At 73.8% G+C, this 20,446-nt stretch carries 18 protein-coding genes; 14 read left to right on the forward strand and 4 right to left on the reverse strand.

Going from position 1 to position 20,446, the window contains the following annotated elements:
* From ACFZB9_RS26025 to ACFZB9_RS26035, 3 genes are read left to right on the forward strand one after another with little or no spacing between them, the layout of a single operon-like run.
* Window positions 1–639, forward strand: a complete 639-nt coding sequence (locus ACFZB9_RS26025; protein ID WP_391450964.1) for a class F sortase — start codon at window positions 1–3, stop codon at window positions 637–639.
* Window positions 636–1,958 carry an alpha/beta hydrolase gene (locus ACFZB9_RS26030; RefSeq protein ID WP_391450966.1) on the forward strand — a complete coding sequence of 441 codons (1,323 nt, stop codon included), beginning with the start codon at window positions 636–638 and terminating at the stop codon, window positions 1,956–1,958. The genes ACFZB9_RS26025 and ACFZB9_RS26030 overlap by 4 nt, the downstream gene beginning before the upstream one ends.
* Complete coding sequence (locus ACFZB9_RS26035; RefSeq protein WP_391450969.1) at window positions 1,955–4,510, forward strand: bifunctional lysylphosphatidylglycerol flippase/synthetase MprF; 2,556 nt, start codon at window positions 1,955–1,957, stop codon at window positions 4,508–4,510. Before ACFZB9_RS26030 ends, ACFZB9_RS26035 begins: the two co-directional genes overlap by 4 nt.
* 60 nt (window positions 4,511–4,570) lie before the next feature.
* On the opposite strand, the gene ACFZB9_RS26040 is transcribed toward ACFZB9_RS26035, so the two are convergent.
* Window positions 4,571–5,002, reverse strand: coding sequence for an SsgA family sporulation/cell division regulator (locus ACFZB9_RS26040; RefSeq protein WP_391450971.1), 432 nt, complete (start codon window positions 5,000–5,002; stop codon window positions 4,571–4,573).
* A gap of 248 nt (window positions 5,003–5,250) precedes the next feature.
* On the opposite strand from ACFZB9_RS26040, the gene ACFZB9_RS26045 reads away from it, so the two are divergent.
* From ACFZB9_RS26045 to ACFZB9_RS26055, 3 genes are all read left to right on the forward strand, one after another.
* Window positions 5,251–7,080 carry a DEAD/DEAH box helicase gene (locus ACFZB9_RS26045; protein WP_391451201.1) on the forward strand — a complete coding sequence of 610 codons (1,830 nt, stop codon included), beginning with the start codon at window positions 5,251–5,253 and terminating at the stop codon, window positions 7,078–7,080.
* 388 nt (window positions 7,081–7,468) lie between these two features.
* Entirely contained in the window at window positions 7,469–8,119 is a 651-nt protein-coding gene (locus tag ACFZB9_RS26050; RefSeq protein WP_391450973.1) for an IclR family transcriptional regulator, read from the forward strand.
* Between the two features lie 72 nt (window positions 8,120–8,191).
* The gene (locus ACFZB9_RS26055) at window positions 8,192–9,004 is read left to right on the forward strand and encodes a S16 family serine protease (RefSeq protein ID WP_391450975.1); all 813 of its coding nucleotides are present in this window, start codon (window positions 8,192–8,194) and stop codon (window positions 9,002–9,004) included.
* 34 nt (window positions 9,005–9,038) lie between these two features.
* Here the strand turns inward: ACFZB9_RS26055 and ACFZB9_RS26060 are convergent, their stop codons facing one another.
* On the reverse strand, window positions 9,039–9,542 hold the full coding sequence (locus ACFZB9_RS26060; RefSeq protein ID WP_391450977.1) for an Lrp/AsnC family transcriptional regulator: 504 nt from the start codon (window positions 9,540–9,542) through the stop codon (window positions 9,039–9,041).
* Between the two features lie 221 nt (window positions 9,543–9,763).
* Here ACFZB9_RS26060 and hppD point away from each other — a divergent pair, with 221 nt between their 5' ends.
* Window positions 9,764–10,912 carry a 4-hydroxyphenylpyruvate dioxygenase gene (hppD, locus tag ACFZB9_RS26065; protein WP_391450979.1) on the forward strand — a complete coding sequence of 383 codons (1,149 nt, stop codon included), beginning with the start codon at window positions 9,764–9,766 and terminating at the stop codon, window positions 10,910–10,912.
* 148 nt (window positions 10,913–11,060) lie between these two features.
* On the opposite strand, the gene ACFZB9_RS26070 is transcribed toward hppD, so the two are convergent.
* Complete coding sequence (locus ACFZB9_RS26070) at window positions 11,061–11,882, reverse strand: hypothetical protein (protein WP_391450981.1); 822 nt, start codon at window positions 11,880–11,882, stop codon at window positions 11,061–11,063.
* A gap of 94 nt (window positions 11,883–11,976) precedes the next feature.
* Between ACFZB9_RS26070 and ACFZB9_RS26075 the strand changes: the two genes are divergently transcribed.
* The 3 genes from ACFZB9_RS26075 to ACFZB9_RS26085 all read left to right on the forward strand — a co-directional run bounded on the left by ACFZB9_RS26075 (window position 11,977) and on the right by ACFZB9_RS26085 (window position 15,832).
* A complete protein-coding gene (locus ACFZB9_RS26075) occupies window positions 11,977–12,690 on the forward strand; it encodes a response regulator transcription factor (RefSeq protein WP_391450983.1) in 714 nt (237 codons plus the stop codon).
* An 86-nt stretch (window positions 12,691–12,776) separates the two neighbouring features.
* Window positions 12,777–14,195, forward strand: coding sequence for a histidine kinase dimerization/phospho-acceptor domain-containing protein (locus tag ACFZB9_RS26080; protein WP_391451203.1), 1,419 nt, complete (start codon window positions 12,777–12,779; stop codon window positions 14,193–14,195).
* Window positions 14,196–14,389: 194 nt separating this feature from the next.
* Entirely contained in the window at window positions 14,390–15,832 is a 1,443-nt protein-coding gene (locus ACFZB9_RS26085) for a glycosyltransferase 87 family protein (protein ID WP_391450985.1), read from the forward strand.
* A gap of 47 nt (window positions 15,833–15,879) precedes the next feature.
* Here the strand turns inward: ACFZB9_RS26085 and ACFZB9_RS26090 are convergent, their stop codons facing one another.
* On the reverse strand, window positions 15,880–16,323 hold the full coding sequence (locus ACFZB9_RS26090) for an SsgA family sporulation/cell division regulator (RefSeq protein ID WP_391450987.1): 444 nt from the start codon (window positions 16,321–16,323) through the stop codon (window positions 15,880–15,882).
* 350 nt (window positions 16,324–16,673) lie between these two features.
* On the opposite strand from ACFZB9_RS26090, the gene ACFZB9_RS26095 reads away from it, so the two are divergent.
* The 4 genes from ACFZB9_RS26095 (at window position 16,674) to ACFZB9_RS26110 (ending at window position 20,444) form a co-directional block, all read left to right on the forward strand.
* Window positions 16,674–17,969 carry an RDD family protein gene (locus tag ACFZB9_RS26095; RefSeq protein WP_391450989.1) on the forward strand — a complete coding sequence of 432 codons (1,296 nt, stop codon included), beginning with the start codon at window positions 16,674–16,676 and terminating at the stop codon, window positions 17,967–17,969.
* Window positions 17,970–18,086: 117 nt separating this feature from the next.
* Entirely contained in the window at window positions 18,087–18,770 is a 684-nt protein-coding gene (locus ACFZB9_RS26100; RefSeq protein ID WP_391450991.1) for an RDD family protein, read from the forward strand.
* Between the two features lie 145 nt (window positions 18,771–18,915).
* Window positions 18,916–19,605 carry an endonuclease V gene (locus ACFZB9_RS26105; protein WP_391451205.1) on the forward strand — a complete coding sequence of 230 codons (690 nt, stop codon included), beginning with the start codon at window positions 18,916–18,918 and terminating at the stop codon, window positions 19,603–19,605.
* Window positions 19,606–19,727: 122 nt separating this feature from the next.
* Window positions 19,728–20,444: a hypothetical protein gene (locus ACFZB9_RS26110; protein ID WP_391450993.1), complete on the forward strand. Its 717-nt coding sequence runs from the start codon at window positions 19,728–19,730 to the stop codon at window positions 20,442–20,444.
* Window positions 20,445–20,446 lie beyond the last annotated feature (2 nt).

Here is a 20,446-nt window from a genome sequence, read left to right on the forward strand (position 1 = left end):
GTGGGCAGGCAGCGCAGTCCCTGGTCGGCGGCGGTGGTGCTGGGGGCGACCGTGGTGCTGGGGGCCTGGCTGGTGCACGACGGCAGTCACGGTTCGCTGCCGCCCGCGCCGTCCGCCGCCGAGGCGGGGGAGGACGGCGCGATCCGCCCGGCCGCGCTCAGCGGCACCCCGATGCGGGCCTCGGCGCCGGTGCGGGTGAGGATCCCGGCGGTCGGCGTGGACGCCCCGGTGACCGGCGTGGGCCTGGACGGGGAGGGCCACCTGGCCACCCCGCCGGACAATCGGCGCAATCTGGCGGGCTGGTACCGTGACGGGGTGACGCCCGGCCAGCGCGGCACCGCGCTGCTGGTCGGCCATGTGGACACCGCCGCCGGCCCCGCCGTCTTCTACGGTCTGGGTGCGCTGCACCGTGGTGACCGGATCGACGTGGCCCGCCAGGACGGCACCACCGCCTGGTTCGTGGTCGACGCCGTCGACGTCTACGATCGCTCGGCCTTCCCGGACCACCGGGTCTACGGCCAGGCCCCGGACGCGCAACTGCGGCTGATCACCTGCGGCGGCGGGTTCACCAAGGGACAGGGCTACCACGGCAACGTGGTGGTATTCGCACATCTGACAGGCCATCGGGGGGCACAGTGACGGCAGCGCTGGCGTTGGAGGGTCCGCTGGACTGGCCGATCACCACCGGGGTGATCCCGGTGGTGCTGCTGGCCCTCGGCTGGCTCGCACTGGTCGGCCTCGCGGTCTCCAGCAGCACCCACTGGTGGAGCCGGCGCTTCCCGTGCGCCGTGCTGCTGGCCGCGGCCGCCACCGTGCTGGTGCGAGCCGTGGTGAACGACTGGTGGCAGCCGTGGCCCGACGGGCTGACCCGCCAGGTGGTGTTCTGGGTCGGGATCGGCATCCTCGGTGTGCTGCTGGCGCTCTTCCGGCTGCCCGCGCTGCGCTGGCGCGGCCGGTTCGCCGCGCTGGGTGCGGCGCTGCTGGTGCTGCTGATGTCCAGTTCGGAGATCAACCGGCAGTACGACCAGTACCCGACCCTGCGGGTGCTGCTGGCCCCCTGGCTGCAGCACACCCCGACGTTCTCCGCGGGCAAGGCCGCCAGCACCCTGGGCGCGCCCGCGGGCCGCACGCTGGCCGAGGTCTGGCACCGCCCGGCCGGGCTGCCGGCCAAGGGCACCATCACCACCTCGCCGATACCCGGCCTCAAGTCCGGCTTCGACCCCCGCGCCGCCTACGTCTACCTGCCGCCCGCCTACCAGGCCACCGAACCGCGCCCGCTGCTTCCGGTGCTGGTGCTGATGGCCGGCCAGCCCGGGGGACCGGCCGACTGGGTCAACTCCGGCGACCTGGCCGGCACCATGGACTCCTTCGCCGCCGCGCACCAGGGCCTGGCGCCGATCGTGGTGGTGGTCGACCCGACCGGCTCCGACTGGGCCAACACGCTCTGCATGGACTCCAGGATCGCCAAGGCGCAGACCTACCTCGCCCAGGACGTGCCCGACTGGGTCCACGCCCACCTGCAGACCGGCACCGGCCGCGGTGCCTTCGCGATCGGCGGGCTCTCGCTCGGCGGCACCTGCTCGCTCCAGATGGCCGTCAACGCGCCGCAGGTCTACGGCTCCTTCCTGGACATCTCCGGTCAGGACGAGCCCACCCTGGGCAGCCACGACAAGACCGTGCAGGCGGCCTTCGGCGGCGACGAGGCGGCCTTCGACGCGGTCGACCCGCTGCATGTGATGGCCCGCCAGAAGTTCCCCGACACGGCCGGCGCGTTCGTGGTCGGCAAGAGCGACGACGAGTACGGCCCGCAGCAGAAGAAGGTCCACCAGGCCGCCGTCGCGGCGGGCATGAGGACGACCTTCACCGAGGTGCCCGGCGGCCATGACTGGAACACCTTCCGGGCCGGGCTGCGCGGACAGCTGACCTGGCTCTCCCAGCAGCTGGGGCTGATCAGATGAGCCCGGCGGAGCCGCCGGCCACCGGATCCGACAGCCCGCAGGCGGGCCCCGCGCAGCCCGTCACCCCGCACCCCGAGGCAGCGTGGCGGCGTGGGCTGCGGGCCTGGCCGCCGGTGGTCAGGGCGCTGCGCGAGGCGCCGCTGACGGTGGGGCTGACCGTGCTGCTCTGGGTGGTCGGCGCTGCCACCGGCAGCCTGGGCTCGGGCCCCTCGCCGCACCTGCTGTCACAGGTCGGGGTGGGCATCCCGACCCTGGAGGCCGGCCGCTGGTGGACCCCGGTCAGCTCGCTGCTCTGGTGCTCGGGCACCGTCCCCTACCTGCTCACCACCGCAGCGCTGCTGATCATCGGGCCGCTCGCCGAGCGGCGGCTGGGGCGGCGGCGGGCCGGCGCCGTGCTGATCGCCGGCCAGGTGGTCGGCGTGCTGGTGGGCACCGGCCTGGTCCGGCTGGGCATCGCGGTCGGCGAGACCTGGACCCAGGGACTGAACGAGCAGATCGCGGTCGGCCCGGCGCCCGGACTGTTCGCGCTCGCCGGCGCGCTGAGCTTCCGGCTCACCGCGCTGTGGCGGCGCCGGCTGCAGCTGGTGGTGGTGCTGGTGCCGCTGGTGCTGATGCTCTACGTCGGCCACCTGCAGGCCGTCCAACGCCTGGTCGCGACGGTCCTCGGGCTGGTCGCCGGGCTGCTGCTGGCCCGTGAGCGGGTGGCCTGGCGGCCGCGCCGGCCCTCGCACGCCGAGACCCGGGTGCTGGTCGCGCTCTGCGTGGCCGGCTCCGCGCTCGGGCCGCTGGTCGCCTCGCTCTACCGGGACGCCTACGGCCCGTTCAACACCTTCAGCGACCTCTACTTCTCCCGCCCGCCCAGCGCCGAGGACATCGCCTACGCCTGCTCGGTGTCGGCCGACGAGTGCGCGCACCTGAAGTCGGCGCTGCACTTCTTCGACTCGCCGGGGCGGCTGATGGCCGCGCTGGTCCCGGTCCTGCTGCTGGTCCTGGCCGAGGGGCTGCGGCGCGGGCTGCGCCTGGCCTGGTGGTGCATCGCGGTCGTCCAGCTGCTGTGGATCGCGCTGCTCAGCTGGCTGCTGGAGGTGCTGCTCGGCCAGGCCGGCGACCTCGGCGGGCCGAGCGAGGTCTGGCAGCTGGTCGGCGAGGCACTGCTGATGCCGGTGCTGGTGCTGCTCCTGCTGCTGATCACCCGCAAGCGCTTCTCGCTGCGGCTGCCCGCCCGGGACCTGAAGCGGCTGGGCCTGGTGATCGGCGGCACCCTGCTGGCCGCCTGCCTCGCCTACGTCGGTATCGGCTGGCTGGTGCGCGACCAGTACAACCCGGACGCCACCCTGCCCGTGCTGCTGCGGGGCCTGCCCTCGGAGTTCCTGCCGCCCGCCTACAACGACCTGATCCTCACCTCTCCGGTGGCCGTCGGCGGCACCTCGCAGGCCCTGACGATCTATGCCGGGCTGCTGTTCTGGGTGGTCACCCTGCTCTCGCTGCTGCTGGCCTTCCGCCGCCCCAGCGTGCAGGCCGACGCGGCGGACGCGGCCCGGGCGCGGGAGCTGCTGACCCGGCACGGCGGCTCGACGCTCTCCTTCATCGCCACCTGGGACGGCAACCACTACTGGTTCGACGAGGGCTCCGAGGCCGCCGTGCCGTACCGGGTGATCTCCACCGTGGCGCTGACCACCGGTGATCCGTTCGGCGAGCCGACGGCCCGGCGGCGGGCGGTGGCGGGGTTCGCGGCCTACTGCGACGCGCGCGGCTGGACCCCGTGCTTCTACAGCGTCACCCCGCAGACCCTGGACGAGGGCGAGCGGCTCGGCTGGCGCTCGCTGCAGGTCGCCGAGGACACCGTGGTGCCGCTGGCGGACCTGGCCTTCACCGGGAAGAAGTGGCAGGACATCAGGACCTCGCTGAACAAGGCCCGCAAGGAGGGCATCACCGCCGAGTGGTGGAGCTGGCAGCACGCGCCGCTGGCCGTGCGCGACCAGGTCCGCTCGATCTCGGAGGAGTGGGTGGCCGACAAGGGCCTGCCCGAGATGGGGTTCACCCTGGGCGGCCTGGACGAGCTGGCCGACCCTGCGGTGCGGATCCTGATCGCCATCGACCAGGACCGCACGGTGCACGGGCTGACCAGCTGGATGCCGGTCTACCGGGACGGCGAGCCGATCGGCTGGACGCTGGACTTCATGCGCCGCCGGGCCGACGGGTTCCGCGGCGTGATGGAGTTCCTGATCGCCTCCGCGGCGCTCGGCTTCAAGGAGGAGGGCGCCGAGTTCCTGAGCCTGTCCGGGGCACCGCTGGCCCGGGCGGACCGCGGGGTGCCGCAGACCGCGCTGCAGCGGATGCTCGACTGGATGGGCAAGAGCCTGGAGCCGGTCTACGGGTTCCGCTCGCTGCTGGCGTTCAAGGCGAAGTTCCAGCCCGAGTACCGGCCGATGTACATGCTCTACCCCGACCCGGCGGCGCTGCCCAACATCACCCGGGCGATCGGCAAGGCCTATCTGCCGCACCTGACGCCGGGCCAGGGGATGCGGCTGATGCGCCGGCTGTCGGGCTGAGCCGGTCGGCCCGGCGGGACTCGACGGGGCTCGTGACAGGGCAGGGGGCTCGCGGCGGGGTCAGCCGAGCAACTCGGCGAGCGCGCGGTCGGCGTCCAGGTGGCGGCCCTCCTCGCGGGCGGGCACGCACCGGTAGCTGTCCGCCAGGAAGCCCCGCAGGTCCCCCGCCTCGAAGCGGAGCAGGGCGACCCCCTCGGGCGCCCGCAGCTCGATCATCGTGTGCGGACCGCGCGAGGGCCTGATGTGCACGTCGCCCAGTCCGGTGGGCAGGTCGAGCCCGTCCGCCAGCAGCTGCCGGGCGAAGACCCAGACCACCTCGTCCGCCGCGGACGGCGCCGATGGCTCGTCCAGCGAGTACTCCCCGGGGAACACCATGCGCACCGCCAGCGGGTCCGCGGCCCGGTAGCTCAGGGTCACCCGCAGCCGGGTGGAGCAGTGGCTGGACAGGATCAGGGCGGCCTGGACGGACTGCTCGACGGCGTCGCTGCGCATGGGGGGCTCCTCGGGTCGGCTGGTGCGCGTACGACAGGAGAGAGTGCGGGGGAGCCGGTTCATTACCCGGGTTCGCGAGGTGATCCCGGTCACGTGGCGTCCGTCGGTGTCGAGCCCTCGTTCGCGGTGCGGCCCGGTAGGCTAGGCGGGTTGTCCGATCGCCCATCCACCGCACACCTGGGCCGCTCCACCGCCCTGACCTGCGACGATCCCCCTCGGAGACCGTGAGTACTGCCGCCTCGTCCGCCATGTCGCCCCTGTTCTCCGACGCGCAGCCGCCCGCGCCGTCGCAGGCCCGTCCGGCCGCAGCGGCCGGTCAGCACCACCTCTCGCCGGCCTTCCCCGGGAGGGCCCCCTGGGGTACCGCGGGCAAGCTGCGAGCCTGGCAGCAGGGGGCGCTGGACGCGTACATCGAGAAGCAGCCCCGGGACTTCATGGCGGTCGCCACCCCGGGCGCCGGTAAGACCACCTTCGCCCTGACCCTGGCCTCCTACCTGCTGCACAACCACCTGGTGCAGCAGGTGACGGTGGTCGCGCCGACCGAGCACCTGAAGAAGCAGTGGGCCGAGGCGGCCGCGCGGATAGGCATCCGGCTGGACCCGGCCTACTCCTCGGGCCCGCTCTCGAAGGACTACCACGGCATCGTGGTCACCTACGCGGGCGTGGGCGTCAACCCGATGCTGCACCGCAACCGCACCGAGGCGCGCAAGACGCTGGTGATCATGGACGAGATCCATCACGCCGGCGACTCCAAGTCCTGGGGCGAGGCCTGCTTCGAGGCCTTCGAGCCGGCCACCCGCCGGCTGGCGCTGACCGGGACGCCGTTCCGCTCGGACACCAACCCGATCCCGTTCGTCCAGTACGAGGCGGACACCGACGGACTGCGCAAGTCGGTGGCCGACTTCACCTACGGCTACGGGCACGCGCTGGCCGACCACGTCGTGCGTCCGGTGATCTTCCTCTCCTACAGCGGCAACATGCGCTGGCGCACCAAGTCCGGCGACGAGCTGGAGGCCCGGCTCGGCGAGCCGATGACCAAGGACCTGATCGCCCAGGCCTGGCGCACCGCGCTGGCCCCGCAGGGCGAGTGGATCCCCAATGTGCTGCGGGCCGCCGACAAGCGGCTGACCGAGGTGCGCAAGGCGATCCCGGACGCGGGCGGCCTGGTGATCGCCACCGACCAGAACGCGGCCCGCGCCTACGCCAAGATGATCCGCGAGATCACCGGGGCCAAGGCCACCCTGGTGCTCTCCGACGAGAGCGAGGCCTCCCAGCGGATCTCCGACTTCTCGGCGGGCGACGACCGCTGGATGGTCGCGGTCCGGATGGTCTCCGAGGGCGTCGACGTGCCGCGGCTGGCGGTCGGCGTCTACGCCACCTCGATCTCCACCCCGCTCTTCTTCGCCCAGGCGGTCGGCCGCTTCGTGCGTGCCCGCAAGCGCGGCGAGACCGCCTCGGTCTTCCTGCCCTCGGTACCGATGCTGCTCGGCTTCGCCAACGAGATGGAGCTGCAGCGCGACCACGTCATCGACCGGCCGAAGAAGGAGGGCGAGGGCCTCTTCGACGAGGAGGACCGGCTGCTGGCCGAGGCCGAGCGGGCCAACGACGGGCCGGACGGCGCGGGCGGTGAGGAGCTCTCCTACGAGGCGATCGGCTCCGACGCGGTCTTCGACCGGGTGCTCTACAACGCCATGGAATTCGGCATGCAGGCACACCCGGGCAGCGAGGAGGAAGAGGAGTACCTCGGCATTCCCGGCCTGCTGGAACCCGACCAGGTGCACCTGCTGCTGCAGAAGCGCCAGAGCCGGCAGATCCAGCGCTCCCGGAGCAAGCCCGCCGAGGAGGCCGACCTGCTGGAACTCCCGGCCGAGCAGCGGCCGGTGGTGACCCACCAGGAGCTGCGCGACCTGCGCAAGGAGCTGAACGGGCTGGTGGCCGCCTGGCACCACCGCACCAACCAGCCGCACGGGACGATTCACAACGAGCTGCGCCGCCAGTGCGGCGGGCCGCTCACCGCGCAGGCCACCGCCAATCAGCTCAAGGCCCGGATCGCGATGGTCAGGAAGTGGGCGAACTGACGGTTCGCTCCGAAGTGCTCCCGCTAACGATTTGCTGGGAGCCCACTGGGGAGATGCTGTGGAGGTGAGGGTGTCCGAAGTCCGAACCCGCAGCACCCGAACCATCTCCGCACTCCGGTGAAATTGGTGGCATTGCCCCGATAGGTCCGAATCGAAAATATCGATCATGACCGAATTTTGGACAACCACTTCCGCAGCGGCGAATCAGTTATTACCTTTCCCCCACGCTCTCACGCAGGCACGACCGCCGGCCGGAGCGCTCAGGGCCGCGTGTGCCGACGACGACGCAGCCGGCCCGGACCGCGTCCACCACCCCTGCGCGCGACACCACCGTCCCGGCCCGGCTCTCCGCCGAGGCTGCCGACCACCGCGGAAAGGAATGCGTGTCGTGACCGCAGAGACCTCCCAGACCCTCGACCGCGGCGTACGGGTCCTCAAACTGCTGGCCGACTCCGAACGCGGCCTGACCGTGACCGAGCTGGCCGCCCGACTCGCCGTCAACCGCACCGTGGTCTACCGACTCCTGGCCACCCTGGAACAGCACGGCCTGGTCAGACGCGACATCGGCGGCCGGGCCCGGGTGGGCCTGGGGGTGCTGAGACTGGCCCACCGGGTGCACCCGCTGCTGCGCGAGGCCGCGCTGCCGGCGCTGCGCAGCCTGGCCGAGGACCTCGGCGCCACCGCCCACCTGACCCTGGTGGACGGCACCGAGGCGCTCGCCGTGGCCGTGGTGGAGCCCAGCTGGACCGACTTCCACGTGGCCTACCGCACCGGCCTGCGCCACCCGCTGGACGAGAGCGCGGCGGGCCGGGCGATCCTGGAGGCCCGCAAGTTCCCCGGGCAGCGCCGACCCGAGCAGGGCTTCGTGATCACCCGGGCGGAGGAGCAGTCCGGCGCCAGCGGTGCGGCGGCCGCGCTGGTCGGGCTGAGCGGCATCGAGGGCAGCGTCGGTGTGGTGATGCTCAACGGCCTGGTGCCCGAGCGGGTCGGCCCGCGGGTGGTGGAGGCCGCCACCGAGGTGGCCGACGCGCTGCGCTGAGCGGCCCGGCGGGGTCCGGCTGCCGTGTGTTCGACGGGCCGACGGGGAAAAGAGGGGCACCGGTGTGTTTGGATGCCCTACGTGCCTGCGCTCTCCGCTGACCCGAAACCGTCCGGCCGACTGACCACCCGGCTGCGGGCCGTGCTGCTCTGCGCCGTCGTGCTGGCCGCGTTCCTCGCGCTCTCCTTCCTGGCCCCGCTGCCGTTCACCAAGGAGATGCCGGGCGCCACCGCCGACGCGCTGAACAGCTACCAGGGCCAGCAGGTGCTCACCATCGCAGGCGCGCCGGTGCGGCAGACCAGCGGATCGCTGCGGGTCGTCACGATCAGCGCGACCGGGCCGGCCGACTCGCTCACCCTGGGGCAGGCGGTGTCCGGCTGGCTCGACCCGAACGTCGCGGTGGTGCCGCGGCAGGCCGTCTACCCGCCCGGCAACCCGAGCGCGGCCACCCAGCAGATGACCCAGTCCCAGGACAGCGCGACCATGGCCGCGCTCGGCTATCTGCACCTGTCGCCGGACCAGGTCAAGGTCACCGTCAACCTGGGCGACATCGGCGGCCCCAGCGGCGGGCAGATGCTGAGCCTGGCGATCATCGACAAGCTGGCCGGCAACGGCAAGGGCGGCGACCTGACCGGCGGGCACAACATCGCCGGCACCGGCACCATCGCCAACGACGGCACCGTCGGCGCGGTCGGCGGGGTGGCGCTGAAGACCCACGCGGCGGCACGCGACGGCGCGACCGTCTTCCTGGTGCCGCGCGGCGAGTGCTCGGACGCCAAGGTGAACCCGCCGGCCGGGCTGCGGCTGGTGCCGGTGAACACCCTGACCGACTCGCTGAACGCGCTCAACGCGCTGAACAGCGGCGGGCCGCTGCCCAGTTGCTGACACCCGGGGCCGCTCTGCCGACGCCCGGGGCCGGTCAGCCGGACTCGGTGGCCTGCTGGGCACCCTCCGCCGCGGCCTGGGCGACCAGCGGCAGCACCCGGTAGGGCACCGGGTTCTCCAGCGCGATGGCGGTCGAGGCGCGGACGATGCTGTCGAAGCCGACCACCCGGTCGATCACCCGCTGCAGGTCGGCGTTGGAGCGCGCCACGATCCGGCAGAGCATGTCGCCCTGCCCGGTGATGGTGTGCAGTTCGAGCACCTCGGGGACGGCGGCCAGGTGGGCCCGGGCGTCCGCGCCCTGGCCCTGGGAGATCTCCAGGGTGGCGAAGGCCGTCACCGGGTACCCCAGCGCGGCGGGCTCCACCTCGGGGCCGAAGCCGCCGATCACGCCGCGCGCCTGCAGCCGGTCGAGGCGCGCCTGCACCGTGCCGCGCGCCACCTGCAGGCGGCGCGAGCACTCCAGCACGCCGATCCGGGGCTCCTCGGCCAGCAGGGCGATCAGCCGGCCGTCCAGGGCGTCGATGGGAGAGTTCAGCACGATGGCCCTTTCGCTGGGCAACCTGTACAGCCGTCGCACGAATTGTCCCGCCGAACGGCACAGCTTGACCAGAGCAAAATGGAACAGTTGCTTAATGCTGTGATCAGCGCCACGCTCCCTGCACACCCCCGGGGAGAGGCACCCCCACGCCGAACCCGGGGTCACCCCCGCCCCACACCCTCGGGGCGCGTCGAGGTCCAACGCCCTACAGGGAGGCCGTCATGACCGATACCGCCGCTCAGTCCGTCCCCGCGCACGCGGGAGAGGCCGACCCCTTCCCGGTCCGGGGGATGGACGCGGTCGAGTTCGCCGTCGGCAACGCCAAGCAGGCCGCGCACTACTACTCCACCGCCTTCGGGATGCGCTGCGTGGCCTACCGCGGCCCGGAGACCGGCAGCCGGGAGACCGCCAGCTACGTGCTGGAGTCCGGCAGCGCCCGGTTCGTCCTCACCTCCGTGATCAAGGCCACCACCGAGCGCGGCAAGTTCCTGGAGCAGCACGTCGCCGAGCACGGCGACGGCGCGATCGACCTGGCGATCGAGGTGCCGGACGTGCACGCCGCGTTCGCCTACGCCACCGGGCACGGCGCCACCGGCCTGGTCGAGCCGCACGAGCTGACCGACGAGCACGGCACCGTGGTGCTGGCGGCGATCGCCACCTACGGCCAGACCCGGCACACCCTGGTCGACCGCTCCCGCTACTCCGGCCCCTACCTGCCCGGCTTCGTGGCCCGCGGGCCGATCGTCGAGCCGCTCAAGAAGCGCAACTTCCAGGCGATCGACCACTGCGTGGGCAACGTCGAGCTCGGCAAGATGAACGAGTGGGTCGCGTTCTACAACAACGTCATGGGCTTCACCAACATGAAGGAGTTCGTCGGCGACGACATCGCCACCGAGTACTCCGCGCTGATGTCCAAGGTGGTCGCGGACGGCACCCGCAAGGTGAAGTTCCCGCTCAACGAGCCGGCCATCGCCAAGAAGAAGTCGCAGATCGACGAGTACCTGGAGTTCTACGGCGGCCCCGGCATGCAGCACATCGCGCTGGCCACCAACGACATCGTCACCACGGTGCGCCAGATGCGGGCGGCCGGCGTGGAGTTCCTGGACACCCCGGACAGCTACTACGACACGCTCGGCGAGTGGGTCGGCGACACCCGGGTGCCGATCGACGAGCTGCGCGAGCTGAAGATCCTGGCCGACCGCGACGAGGACGGCTACCTGCTGCAGATCTTCACCAAGCCGGTGCAGGACCGGCCGACCGTCTTCTTCGAGATGATCGAGCGGCACGGCTCGATGGGCTTCGGGAAGGGCAACTTCAAGGCGCTCTTCGAGGCGATCGAGCGCGAGCAGGACAAGCGCGGCAACCTCTGAGCCGCTGACCGCAGGTCCTCGTGCGCACCCCGGGTCCCGTCCGACCCGGGGTGCGCGGCGTTCGCCGGGACGGGTGGGCGCGCGGGCGCGCGGCCGGTCAGGGAGGTGTCGGTCGGTCGGGGAGGTGCGGGGGCGGCGGTGCGGCCGGTCAGCGGACCACGGTCTGCACGTCCGGGGCATGGCCGTTCCAGGTGACGAAGACCGAGTTGGCGGCGCCGTCGCGGGAGAAGTCGATGCGCAGCCACTCGTCGCCGTTCCACAGCTGCATCTGCCAGCCCGGGTCGGGGATGGCGGAGACCAGCTCGGCGCTGTCCGGCGCGAGGTCCAGCGCCACCCGGCCGCCCGGCACCAGGTAGCTGTGCACCGAGCCGGTGGTGGCGCCCACGGTGCCTCCGATGCCACCCGTGCCACCCGTGCCACCCGTGCTTCCTGCCCCAGCCCCGGCCCCCGCCGCTGCCGCGCCCAGCGCGGCGGTCAGGGGGTCGTCCGCGTCGCCGTCGGAGCCGCCGTCCGCGCCGTCGTCCGGTGAGTCGGAGGTGCCGTCGGGTGCGGTCGCGTTCCTGGCGGTGCTGCTGCCGGTGGCGCCGGTGATCCCGGTGCTGCTCCTGGCGCCCGTGCTGTTCGGCGCGGGGGCCGGTGCGGTCATGGGCGCGGTCATCGGGGTGGGCGCGCTCCCGGGCGGGCTGACCCAGGGGCGCGGGGCAGGGGCGGGCGTGGTGTGCGGCCGGGTGGCGGGCGGCCCGGCGGGCGGCCGGCTCGTGTCCGCCGGCGGCGTGGTCGGCACCGGCGCGGCGGGGCGCGCGGAGGCCTGGCCGGCCCCGGACGCCTGGGTGGCCACCGGCAGCGGCAGGGCACTCGGCGGCTCGAAGGCGGAGTCGGACAGGACGGCGTTGACGCCCAGCCAGGACAGCACCACCCCCGCCGTGGTGGCCACCGCCCAGGCGCCCGTCTGAACCAGTCCGCTTCGCATCGCCCGCCATCCTGCCGCATCCGCGGGCCGGTACCGGTGGGTGCCCTTGGGTGCGGGCCCCGGTGCCGGGCACGATGCCGTAGCGTGCAGGGCCATGGCAACAGTCCTGGTGGTCGAGGACGACCCGTTCGTCCGCTCGGCCCTGATCCGGCACCTGTCCGAGTGCGGACACGCGGTGCGCAGTGTCGGCACCGCGCTGGAAGCGCTGCGCGAGGTCGCCCAGGTCGGCTGCGACCTGGTCATCCTCGACCTCGGCCTGCCCGACCTGGACGGCAGCGAGGCGCTCAAGATGATCCGCGGGCTGAGCAACGTGCCCGTGATCGTCTCCACGGCCCGCGACGACGAGGCGGAGATCGTCCGGCTGCTCAACGACGGTGCCGACGACTACCTGGTGAAGCCCTTCTCCGGCGAGCATCTGACGGCCCGGATGACGGCCGTACTGCGTCGGCTCGGCGGCGGCATGGCCCCGGTCTCGTCGGTGCTGCGGGTCGGCGGCCTGGCGGTGGACGTGCAGCGGCGCGAGGCGGTGCTGGACGGCCGGGCACTGGACCTGACCCGCCGTGAGTTCGACCTGCTGGCCTTCCTCGCGGCCCGGCCCGGTGTGGTGGTGCCGCGCCGCGAGATCCTGGCCGAGGTCTGGCGGCAGACCTACGGCGGCGACCAGACCATCGACGTGCACCTGTCCTGGCTGCGCCGCAAGCTCGGCGAGACCGCCTCCACGCCGCGCTACCTGCACACCGTGCGCGGTGTCGGGGTGCGGCTGGAGGCCCCGGCGCCGGCCCCGGCGGGCGCGGAGCGACTGCCGTGAGACTGCGGGGCGGCACACCGGCGGGCGGCGCGGGGACGCCGGACGGGGGCACGGCCTGCGAGCAGCCCGCGCCGACCGGCCAGTCACTGCGCTGGGTGCTGGTCAAGGCCGCCGTGGCCGGCACGACGATGGTCGCGCTGGCCTTCCTGATCCCGCTCGGCCTGATGGTCCAGAAGACCGCCAGGGAGCGCGCGTTCACCGCCGCCGACCGCCAGGCCGCCGCACTGGGCCCGGCGTTGGCGATCACCACCGACCAGGCGGCACTGTCCCGCGCGGTGGCCAGCACCGATGCCGGCGCGCGCGGCCGGATCGCCGTCCATCTGCCGGCGCCCGACGCCGGGGCGGACCGCGGCGTCGACACCCGGACCATCGGCACCGGGCGGGCCGGGGCCGCCGAGATCGCCGCCGCGGCCGGCGGCCGGGTGCTCACCGTCGCGGTGCCCGGCGGCTACGCCCGCCTCCAGCCGGTCGCCGTGGACCCGGCACGGGTCGCCGTGGTGGAGGTCTACGTCGCCGACGCCGAGCTGACCCGCGGGGTCCCCACTGCCTGGCTGGTGCTGTCGCTGGTCGCGCTGGGCCTGGTCGCGCTCGCCGTGCTGGTGGCCGACCGGATGGGCGCCCGGCTGGTCGGCGCGGCCCGCCGGCTGGCCGGTGCGGCCCGCGCGCTCGGCACCGGCGACCTCGCCGTGCGGCTCCCGGTGACCGGACCGCAGGCCGAGGGCAGCCCCGCCGAACTGCGCGAGGCGTCGGCCGCGTTCAACGCGATGGCCGACCGGGTGGTCCAACTGCTGGCCGCCGAGCGCGAGCTGGCCGCCGACCTCTCGCACCGGCTGCGCACCCCGCTGACCGTGCTGCGGCTGAACGCCGCCTCGCTCGGCGAGGGGGACGCCGCCGACGCCACCCGGCACGCGGTCGCCCAACTGGAGCGTGAGGTGGACCAGATCATCCGCTCCGCCCGCCGCGCCCCCGGCGAGCCCGCAGCGGTCGCGGTGGGCTGCGACGCGGGCGAGGTGATCCGCGAACGCGTCGGCTTCTGGTCCGCGCTGGCCGAGGACGAGGGCCGGCCCTGGCAGCTGCGCGGCGCCGAGACGCCCGCGCCGGTGCCGGTGGCGCGTGGCGACCTGGCCGCCGCGGTCGACGCGCTGCTCGGCAACGTCTTCCGGCACACCGCCGTCGGTACCGCCTTCGCGGTGGACGTGACGGCCGCCGAGCACAGCGTGATCGTGCTGGTCGGCGACGCCGGAGCGGGGTTCGACGATCCGTGTACCGCGCTGCGGCGCGGCGAGGGCCACGGTGGCGAGGGCTCCACGGGGCTCGGCCTGGACATCGTCCGCAAGCTCGCCGAGGCCAGCGGCGGCCACCTGGCGCTGGGCCGCTCGGCCGCCCTGGGCGGCGCCGAGATCCAGCTGCGGCTGGGCGCGCAGGGGCCCGACCCGGCGACCCTCACGCGCCGGCTGGGACGGGCCCGGCGGGTGGGACGGGGGACGGCGGGGCGCGGGGCCTGAGACAGTGGGCGGGGCCCGCGCGGTCGCCGTGAGCCCGTCCGGGTTTCCGCCGGACGGGGCCCGCGGACCGATCGCCTGCCCGGCCCGCGGGACGATCTTGGCGGCCCCGAGCGGCCCGAACGAACCAGCGGTCGGGTGGTTGTCGTCCGGTATGGTCGATGGCTGGTCGACCGACCGGCGGGATGGAGCGGGCAGTGACAGCGGTGCAGCAGGACCAGGGGACCGCACGGGTCGCCCCCGGCCCCGTCCCCTTGGATGCCCCGGCCTGGCGCCGCTGGGTGGACAGCCCGATACGCGCGGTACGCGAAGCACCGCGGCCGCAGATGCGCAGGGCCGCCCTGATCGCCCTGGGCTCGCTCCTCGCCTACGCCGTCGTCCGGCACTTCATCGGCACCTCGATGGTCGACATGATGGTCTACCGGGCCGAGGGCGCCGCCGTGGCGAACGGCCACGACCTCTACGCGCTGCGGGTCACCAAGTGGAACCTGCCCGCCACCTATCCGCCGTTCGCGGCGATGCTCTTCGTGCCGACCACCTGGCTGCCGGTCCCGCTCCTGCGGGTGGCGGTCACGGCGGGCAACATCGGGCTGCTCGGGCTGGCCGCGCTGCTCTCGTTCCGGCTGGTGGGCTGGCCGCGCCGGGAGCTGCGGCCGGTCGGCGTGGTGCTGGTGGCCGGGCTCGGCGTCTGGCTGGAGCCGGTCTTCACCACGCTGCGCTACGGCCAGATCAACCTGATCCTGCTCTGCCTGGTGCTCTGGGACGTGACCACGCCCGACCACCGGAAGTGGAAGGGCATCGGCATCGGCATCGCGGCCGGCATGAAGCTCACCCCCGGGCTCTTCGCGGTCTACCTGCTGCTCACCGGACGGGTCCGGGCCGCCTTCACGGCCGGCGCGGCCTTCCTGGTCTCGTTCGCGATCGGGGCGGCCGTGCTGCCCGGCGCCACCTGGGGCTTCTGGACCAAGTACCTGTACGACTCGTCCCGGGTCGGCGTGGTCTACATCGTCGACAACCAGTCGCTGCGCGGCGTCACCGCCCGCCTCCTGCACCTGGCCGACCCCGGCATCGCCGCCACCCTGGCCGCCGGGCTGATCGCGGTGGCGGGCCTGGCCGTCGCCACCTGGACCTACCGCAGCGCCCGCTGGCTGCCGCGGGGCGAGGCGTGGGGCGTGTGCTGCGCCGCCGTCACCGCGCTGCTGATCTCGCCGATCAGCTGGACCCACCACTGGATCTGGTGCGTGCCGATCGTGATCCTGCTGGCCGCCGAGGCCGATCACGAGCGCTCCAGGCCGCAGGCGGTCCGCCGCCGGCGCTGGCGGCTGATCTACCGGCTGACGGTGGTCGGGTTCTGTTCCTTCTCGATGTGGCTGGTGCCGCACAAGGGCATCACCAACCTGCAGATGAACCTGTTCAAGCAGGTCCCGGCGGGGATGTACCCCCTGATCGGGCTCTGCTTCCTGGTGGTCGCCGCGGTGCGGGTGCGCTCGCGGCGCCGGGCGGCCGGCCAGCCGCTGCTGCCGCCGCTGGGGCCCGGGCTGGTGCCACGGCAGCGGGTGGGCGGCGCGGAGGCGGGCGCCGAGGCGGCCGGGACCGGTGCGGCCGGTGCGGCCGGTCAGCGCGCCCCCGCGGCGCGCTGAGGTCCCCGGTCGGTCGGTGCCGTACCCGCGGCACCGTCGGCACGCGCTCAGGCCAGCAGCTCGGCGAGCGAGCTGTCCAGGTCCAGCACGTTCAGCTCACCGCCCGGCGGCACCAGCCGGTGCGCTCGCTCCAGCCAGGCGGCCACGGCCGGCAGCGGCGCCTCCAGCAGCGCGTCCCCGCCCGGTGAGGTGAGCGCGAGGCAGAGCACGCTCTGCCGCCCGCTGTGCGGAGCCGCGGCCGAGGGGTGCGGCCGCGTGGGCCAGATCCGCACGTCGCCCTGACCGCACGGACGGAAGGTGCCCTCCACCAGCAGCTCGCGGGAGAACACCCAGGTCACCGGGGTGCCGGTGTCCAGGTGGAAGGTGATGTGCACCGCGTACGGGTCGTGGCTGCCGTACGACAGCCGGGCCGGGACGGGGACGCTGCGCTCGGGGGAGAGCACCAGGTTGAGCTCCAGTTCCAACTCCACCACGCTCGGCCGGCTGTCCATGTCGCTGATCCTCTCGGTCGCGTCCGGGCCCGCGGTGGGCCCGGTACACCTGGAGAGAGCGCGGAGCCGCGCAGCTCTTACACGGGTTTTCGGTCCGATTTCCGCAGTGACTTCGCGCGGCGGGAGTGCGGCCCGGCCGCGGGGCGCGAGGCGGGCGGTGCGCGCGGGCAGCGTGCGAGGGGCGCGCTCGGCCGAGCGGGCAGACCACCGTGCCAGTCAAGCGGGTCGGCTTCCCGGGCGTCGTGCTTATCGGCAACTCTCCGCCGGAGCCGACCCGGAGGTACTACTCTTTGTGACTGCCCGGCGACGTGGCGTACCCCCGCCGGTGGATCACAGGAGAGTAGATCTGCATGTCGGACCAGCCGTTGGTCGCCAGCGCGGACACCGCCGCGGTCCCCGCGCCCGGTTACTACCCGGACCCGTCGGTGCCGGGCTTCGTCCGCTACTGGAACGGCGGCACCTGGGTGCCCGGGACCAGCCGACCCGCCCCCGCCGAGGGCGAGGTCCTGATGGCGCCCGCGTTCGCGGCCCGGCCCGCGGTGCGACCCAACGCGCGGTACATCCCGCCGCCCGCGGTGCCGCAGCGGACGGTGCCGGAGCGGGGGCTGCAGCGGACGGACGGCGGCGGGGGCGAGACCGGGCCGGTCTTCCTGGACCAGACCGGGGCCGGGGCGGTCTTCACCATGGCTCCGTCGGAGCCGGAGCTGGAGCCGGAGGCCGCGGCCGGGGTGCTGGACCGGAGCGCGTGGCAGGCGGACCCGCAGGCGCAGCGCGGGCTGATGGAGACCGGGCGGGCGCCGCGCTGGGTCTCCTGGGGAGCGTTGGCGGACGTGGCGCCCGCCGCCGAGCCGGTGCCGACGCCGGTACCCGTACCGCCTGCCGGGCCGGTGGCGGTGGTCCCCGCGCCCGAGCCGGCCCCTGCGGCGGCGCCGGTGCTGGTGCCGGTGCCCGTGGCCGTGCCGGCGGTGCCTGCGGTGCCCGCCGTGCCCGCCGTGCGCCGGAAGTCGGCGGGGCCGACGTCCAGTGCGGTGGTGCTCCCCGCTCGGACGTCGCGGCAGCCTGCGCGGGTGCCCGCGTCCGCGCCGGTGCCTGCCGCCGCACCTGCTCCCGCGCCGGTGGTGGCCGGCGGGGTCGGGCGGCGGCTGGCGGCCAGGCTGGTCGACGTCCTGATGCTGGGCGGCCTGGGCGCCGCCGTCGCGATCCCGCTGACCACGGCGACCATGGCGGACGTGCAGCTGAAACTCGACCGCGCCCGGACGGCCAGTCACCTGACGGGCCGTGAAGTCCAGGTCTGGCTGATCGACGGCACCTTCCTCGGCCGGGTGGCGCTGCTGCTCGGGGCCCTGCTGCTGGCCGGCTTCCTGTTCGAGGTGCTGCCGACCGCCCGCACCGGTCGCACCTTCGGCAAGCGACTGGTCGGACTACGGGTCGTCAGATCCGAGGCGGGGCCGCAGGGCCGTGGCGGTCGCGGCGCCGCCGACCGGACCGCGCCACGGCCGCCGAGCCTGAGCCGGGCCTTCGTCCGCTGGGTGGTGGGCCAGCTGTCGATACTGACGGTGCTGGGCCCGCTCGTGCTGCTGGCGGACCGTCAGCAGCGGCGCGGCTGGCCCGATCGGGCGGCCCGGACCCGGGTCGTCAAGGCCTGAGGGGCCCGGTCTGCTTGTCAGGGCCAACCGGCCTGGCGCGCCCGGGATGCGTCAGAGCGTCAGCAAAACGGCTCAGATGTCCATAGAAGATACGATTTTCGGTGTTCTACTCTCCCTATGAGCACCTACGACCCTTCGAGCTCTGAGCCGGAAGGGGGCGGCAAGCCCTCCTTCGACAAGCAGCCGCCTTCGTCGAGCACGCCCGGGGAGACCCCGCCCAACGGCTCCCCGTACGACACCAACGCCTACGGCGCCGGCCCCTACACGGGCGCCCCGTTCGGGGGCGATTCGCACGGCGCCGGTCCGTACGACGGCGGCCCGCACGGCGGTGGGCCCGGGGGAGCGCCCTACGGCAGCCCGGGCGGCGGTCAGCCCGCCGGCATGCCGCCGCTCGGCACCTGGCCGCACCGGATCCTGGCCCGGGTGATCGACTACGTACTCATCCAGGTGATCGCGTTCCTGCTGGTCCTGCCCTTCACCGGCTTCGGCAACCGGGACGGCTGGACCGGTGGCGTCTGGGTCTACTACGGCCTCTACCTGATCTACGAGGGCCTGATGCTCTCCCGGGACGGCCAGACGCTCGGCAAGAAGGTGATGAACGTCCGCGTCGCGATGCTGGCCGACGGCAGCAGCCCGGCCGGCTCCGCCGCGTGGACCCGCGCGGCCGTCTACACGCTGCCGGCCGCGGTCTGCTGTGGGATCTGGTGGCTGGTCGACGGTCTGTTCGGGGTCTTCAACAAGCCGTACCGGCAGTGTCTGCACGACAAGGCGGCGAAGACGGTGGTGGTCTCCACACGGTGAGGGCGGGGGCGAGCGGACCGGGCCGGCGGCAGCGCTAGCGTGGTCCGCGATGTCCGTACCGACTTCGGGGGAAAACGTGAGTGTGTCCGACCGACCTGCCGAGGGCAGCAACGCGCCGGGGGCGGGAGCCGGAGCCCCGGCCCGGGTGGAGCCGGCGAGCTGGCCGCGCACGGAGGAGGCGGCGCTCGCCGAACAGCAGCGGCTGCGCCCGCTGGTCGAGCCGCAGGGCCCGGCGCCCGCCCCCGGCGCGCTGGTGGCCGGCGTGGACGTGGCGTACGACGACGAGCGGAACACCGTCGCCGCGGCCGCCGTGCTGCTCGACCTCGGCACCCTGGAGGTGGTCGAGGAGTCCACCGCCGTCGGCCCGATCGCCTTCCCCTACCTGCCAGGGCTGCTGGCCTTCCGTGAGATCCCCGCCGTGATCGACGCCCTGGCCGGGTTGCGGCGCCGGCCCGACCTGGTGGTCTGTGACGGCTACGGCCTGGCCCATCCGCGCCGGCTCGGCCTGGCCAGCCACCTCGGCGTGCTGACCGGCCTGCCGACCCTGGGCGCCGCCAAGACGCCGTTCGGCTTCGATCACCAGGACCCGGCTCCCGAACGCGGCGCCTGGTCCCCGCTGCTCGACCGGGACAGCGGCGAGGAGGTGGGCCGCGCGGTCCGTACCCGCGCGGGGGTGAAACCGGTCTTCGTGTCGGTCGGTCACCGGATCGGGCTGACCGAGGCGGTCTCCGTCGTCCTCGCACTGACGCCGCGCTACCGCCTGCCGGAGACCACCCGGCAGGCCGATTCACTGTGCCGCAGGACCCTGGCGGCGCGCCTCCTGATCGACTCATGACGGGGCGTCGGGTGTTGCACCGTGGGGTTGGAGTTGAGTTGAATACTTGGGAAGCTGGGTCGGTTCGGGTCTGACACGGACACGACCGGGCATGACGGGGTGACATGGGGGAGGTACGGACCGTGGCCGACAAGGGGAGCAGCGGATCGGGTTCGGCGGGTGGTGCCGGTTCGGGCTACCAGGTCGAGGTGGACGGCCTGCGCGCTTTCGCGGGCCAGGTCCGCGGCCTGCTGGCGGAGTTCCAGGCGAACGCCGATGGCCCGACCACGCATGCCAAGACCGGTGTGGGCGGCACTTCCTTCGGCGAATTCGCCGAGGCCAAGGACCTGCACAACCAGTACGAGCTGATGCGCGACGGACTGCGCGACGTGCTCACCGCGCTCCACGAGGCGATCGACGACGCGCAGCGGAAGGCCGACCTGACCGCGACCAACTACGAGGAGCAGGAGCACCAGACGGCGCAGCAGCTGAAGGTCTCCGACGACGGCTGGTCGGTCAGCACCGCGGCCTCGTCGCCGACCACGTACGGCGCTGCCGTCGCCGGCGTGGTGACGGGGGCCGTGGCCGGGCGCTCGGCGGCGAAGTCCGCCAACCGGGCGGTGACCAAGGACGCGGCTGCGGAGACACCGCAGGAGACGCCGGTGGGCGGGGTGCCGGACGCGGGTGAGTCGGTGGCGAGCGGGTCGGGGACGGTGCCGGTGCCCGGGGCGGTGGCGCCGGGCGGCGGGGTGCCGGGTGCGGCGGGGAAGGGCAACTCCACGCGGCCCGGGGTGACGGACGAGAACGGCGGCGGGGACGGCGACGGGAACGGCGGACCGGTGGAGCAGCCGACATGGTGAGG

Source organism: Kitasatospora sp. NPDC008050 (assembly GCF_042957465.1).
Classification (GTDB): Bacteria; Actinomycetota; Actinomycetes; order Streptomycetales; family Streptomycetaceae; genus Kitasatospora.

What these genes read in the sequence shown, in the direction of transcription:
- ACFZB9_RS26075 (WP_391450983.1), top strand. Translation starts at nt 11,977, where the DNA reads ATGGCAACAGTCCTGGTGGTCGAGGACGACCCGTTCGTCCGCTCGGCC.
- ACFZB9_RS26040 (WP_391450971.1), bottom strand. Translation starts at nt 5,002, where the DNA reads ATGCGCAGCGACGCCGTCGAGCAGTCCGTCCAGGCCGCCCTGATCCTG.
- ACFZB9_RS26055 (WP_391450975.1), top strand. Translation starts at nt 8,192, where the DNA reads ATGCCCTACGTGCCTGCGCTCTCCGCTGACCCGAAACCGTCCGGCCGA.
- ACFZB9_RS26090 (WP_391450987.1), bottom strand. Translation starts at nt 16,323, where the DNA reads ATGGACAGCCGGCCGAGCGTGGTGGAGTTGGAACTGGAGCTCAACCTG.
- hppD (WP_391450979.1), top strand. Translation starts at nt 9,764, where the DNA reads ATGACCGATACCGCCGCTCAGTCCGTCCCCGCGCACGCGGGAGAGGCC.
- ACFZB9_RS26095 (WP_391450989.1), top strand. Translation starts at nt 16,674, where the DNA reads ATGTCGGACCAGCCGTTGGTCGCCAGCGCGGACACCGCCGCGGTCCCC.
- ACFZB9_RS26070 (WP_391450981.1), bottom strand. Translation starts at nt 11,882, where the DNA reads ATGCGAAGCGGACTGGTTCAGACGGGCGCCTGGGCGGTGGCCACCACG.
- ACFZB9_RS26035 (WP_391450969.1), top strand. Translation starts at nt 1,955, where the DNA reads ATGAGCCCGGCGGAGCCGCCGGCCACCGGATCCGACAGCCCGCAGGCG.
- ACFZB9_RS26045 (WP_391451201.1), top strand. Translation starts at nt 5,251, where the DNA reads ATGTCGCCCCTGTTCTCCGACGCGCAGCCGCCCGCGCCGTCGCAGGCC.
- ACFZB9_RS26100 (WP_391450991.1), top strand. Translation starts at nt 18,087, where the DNA reads ATGAGCACCTACGACCCTTCGAGCTCTGAGCCGGAAGGGGGCGGCAAG.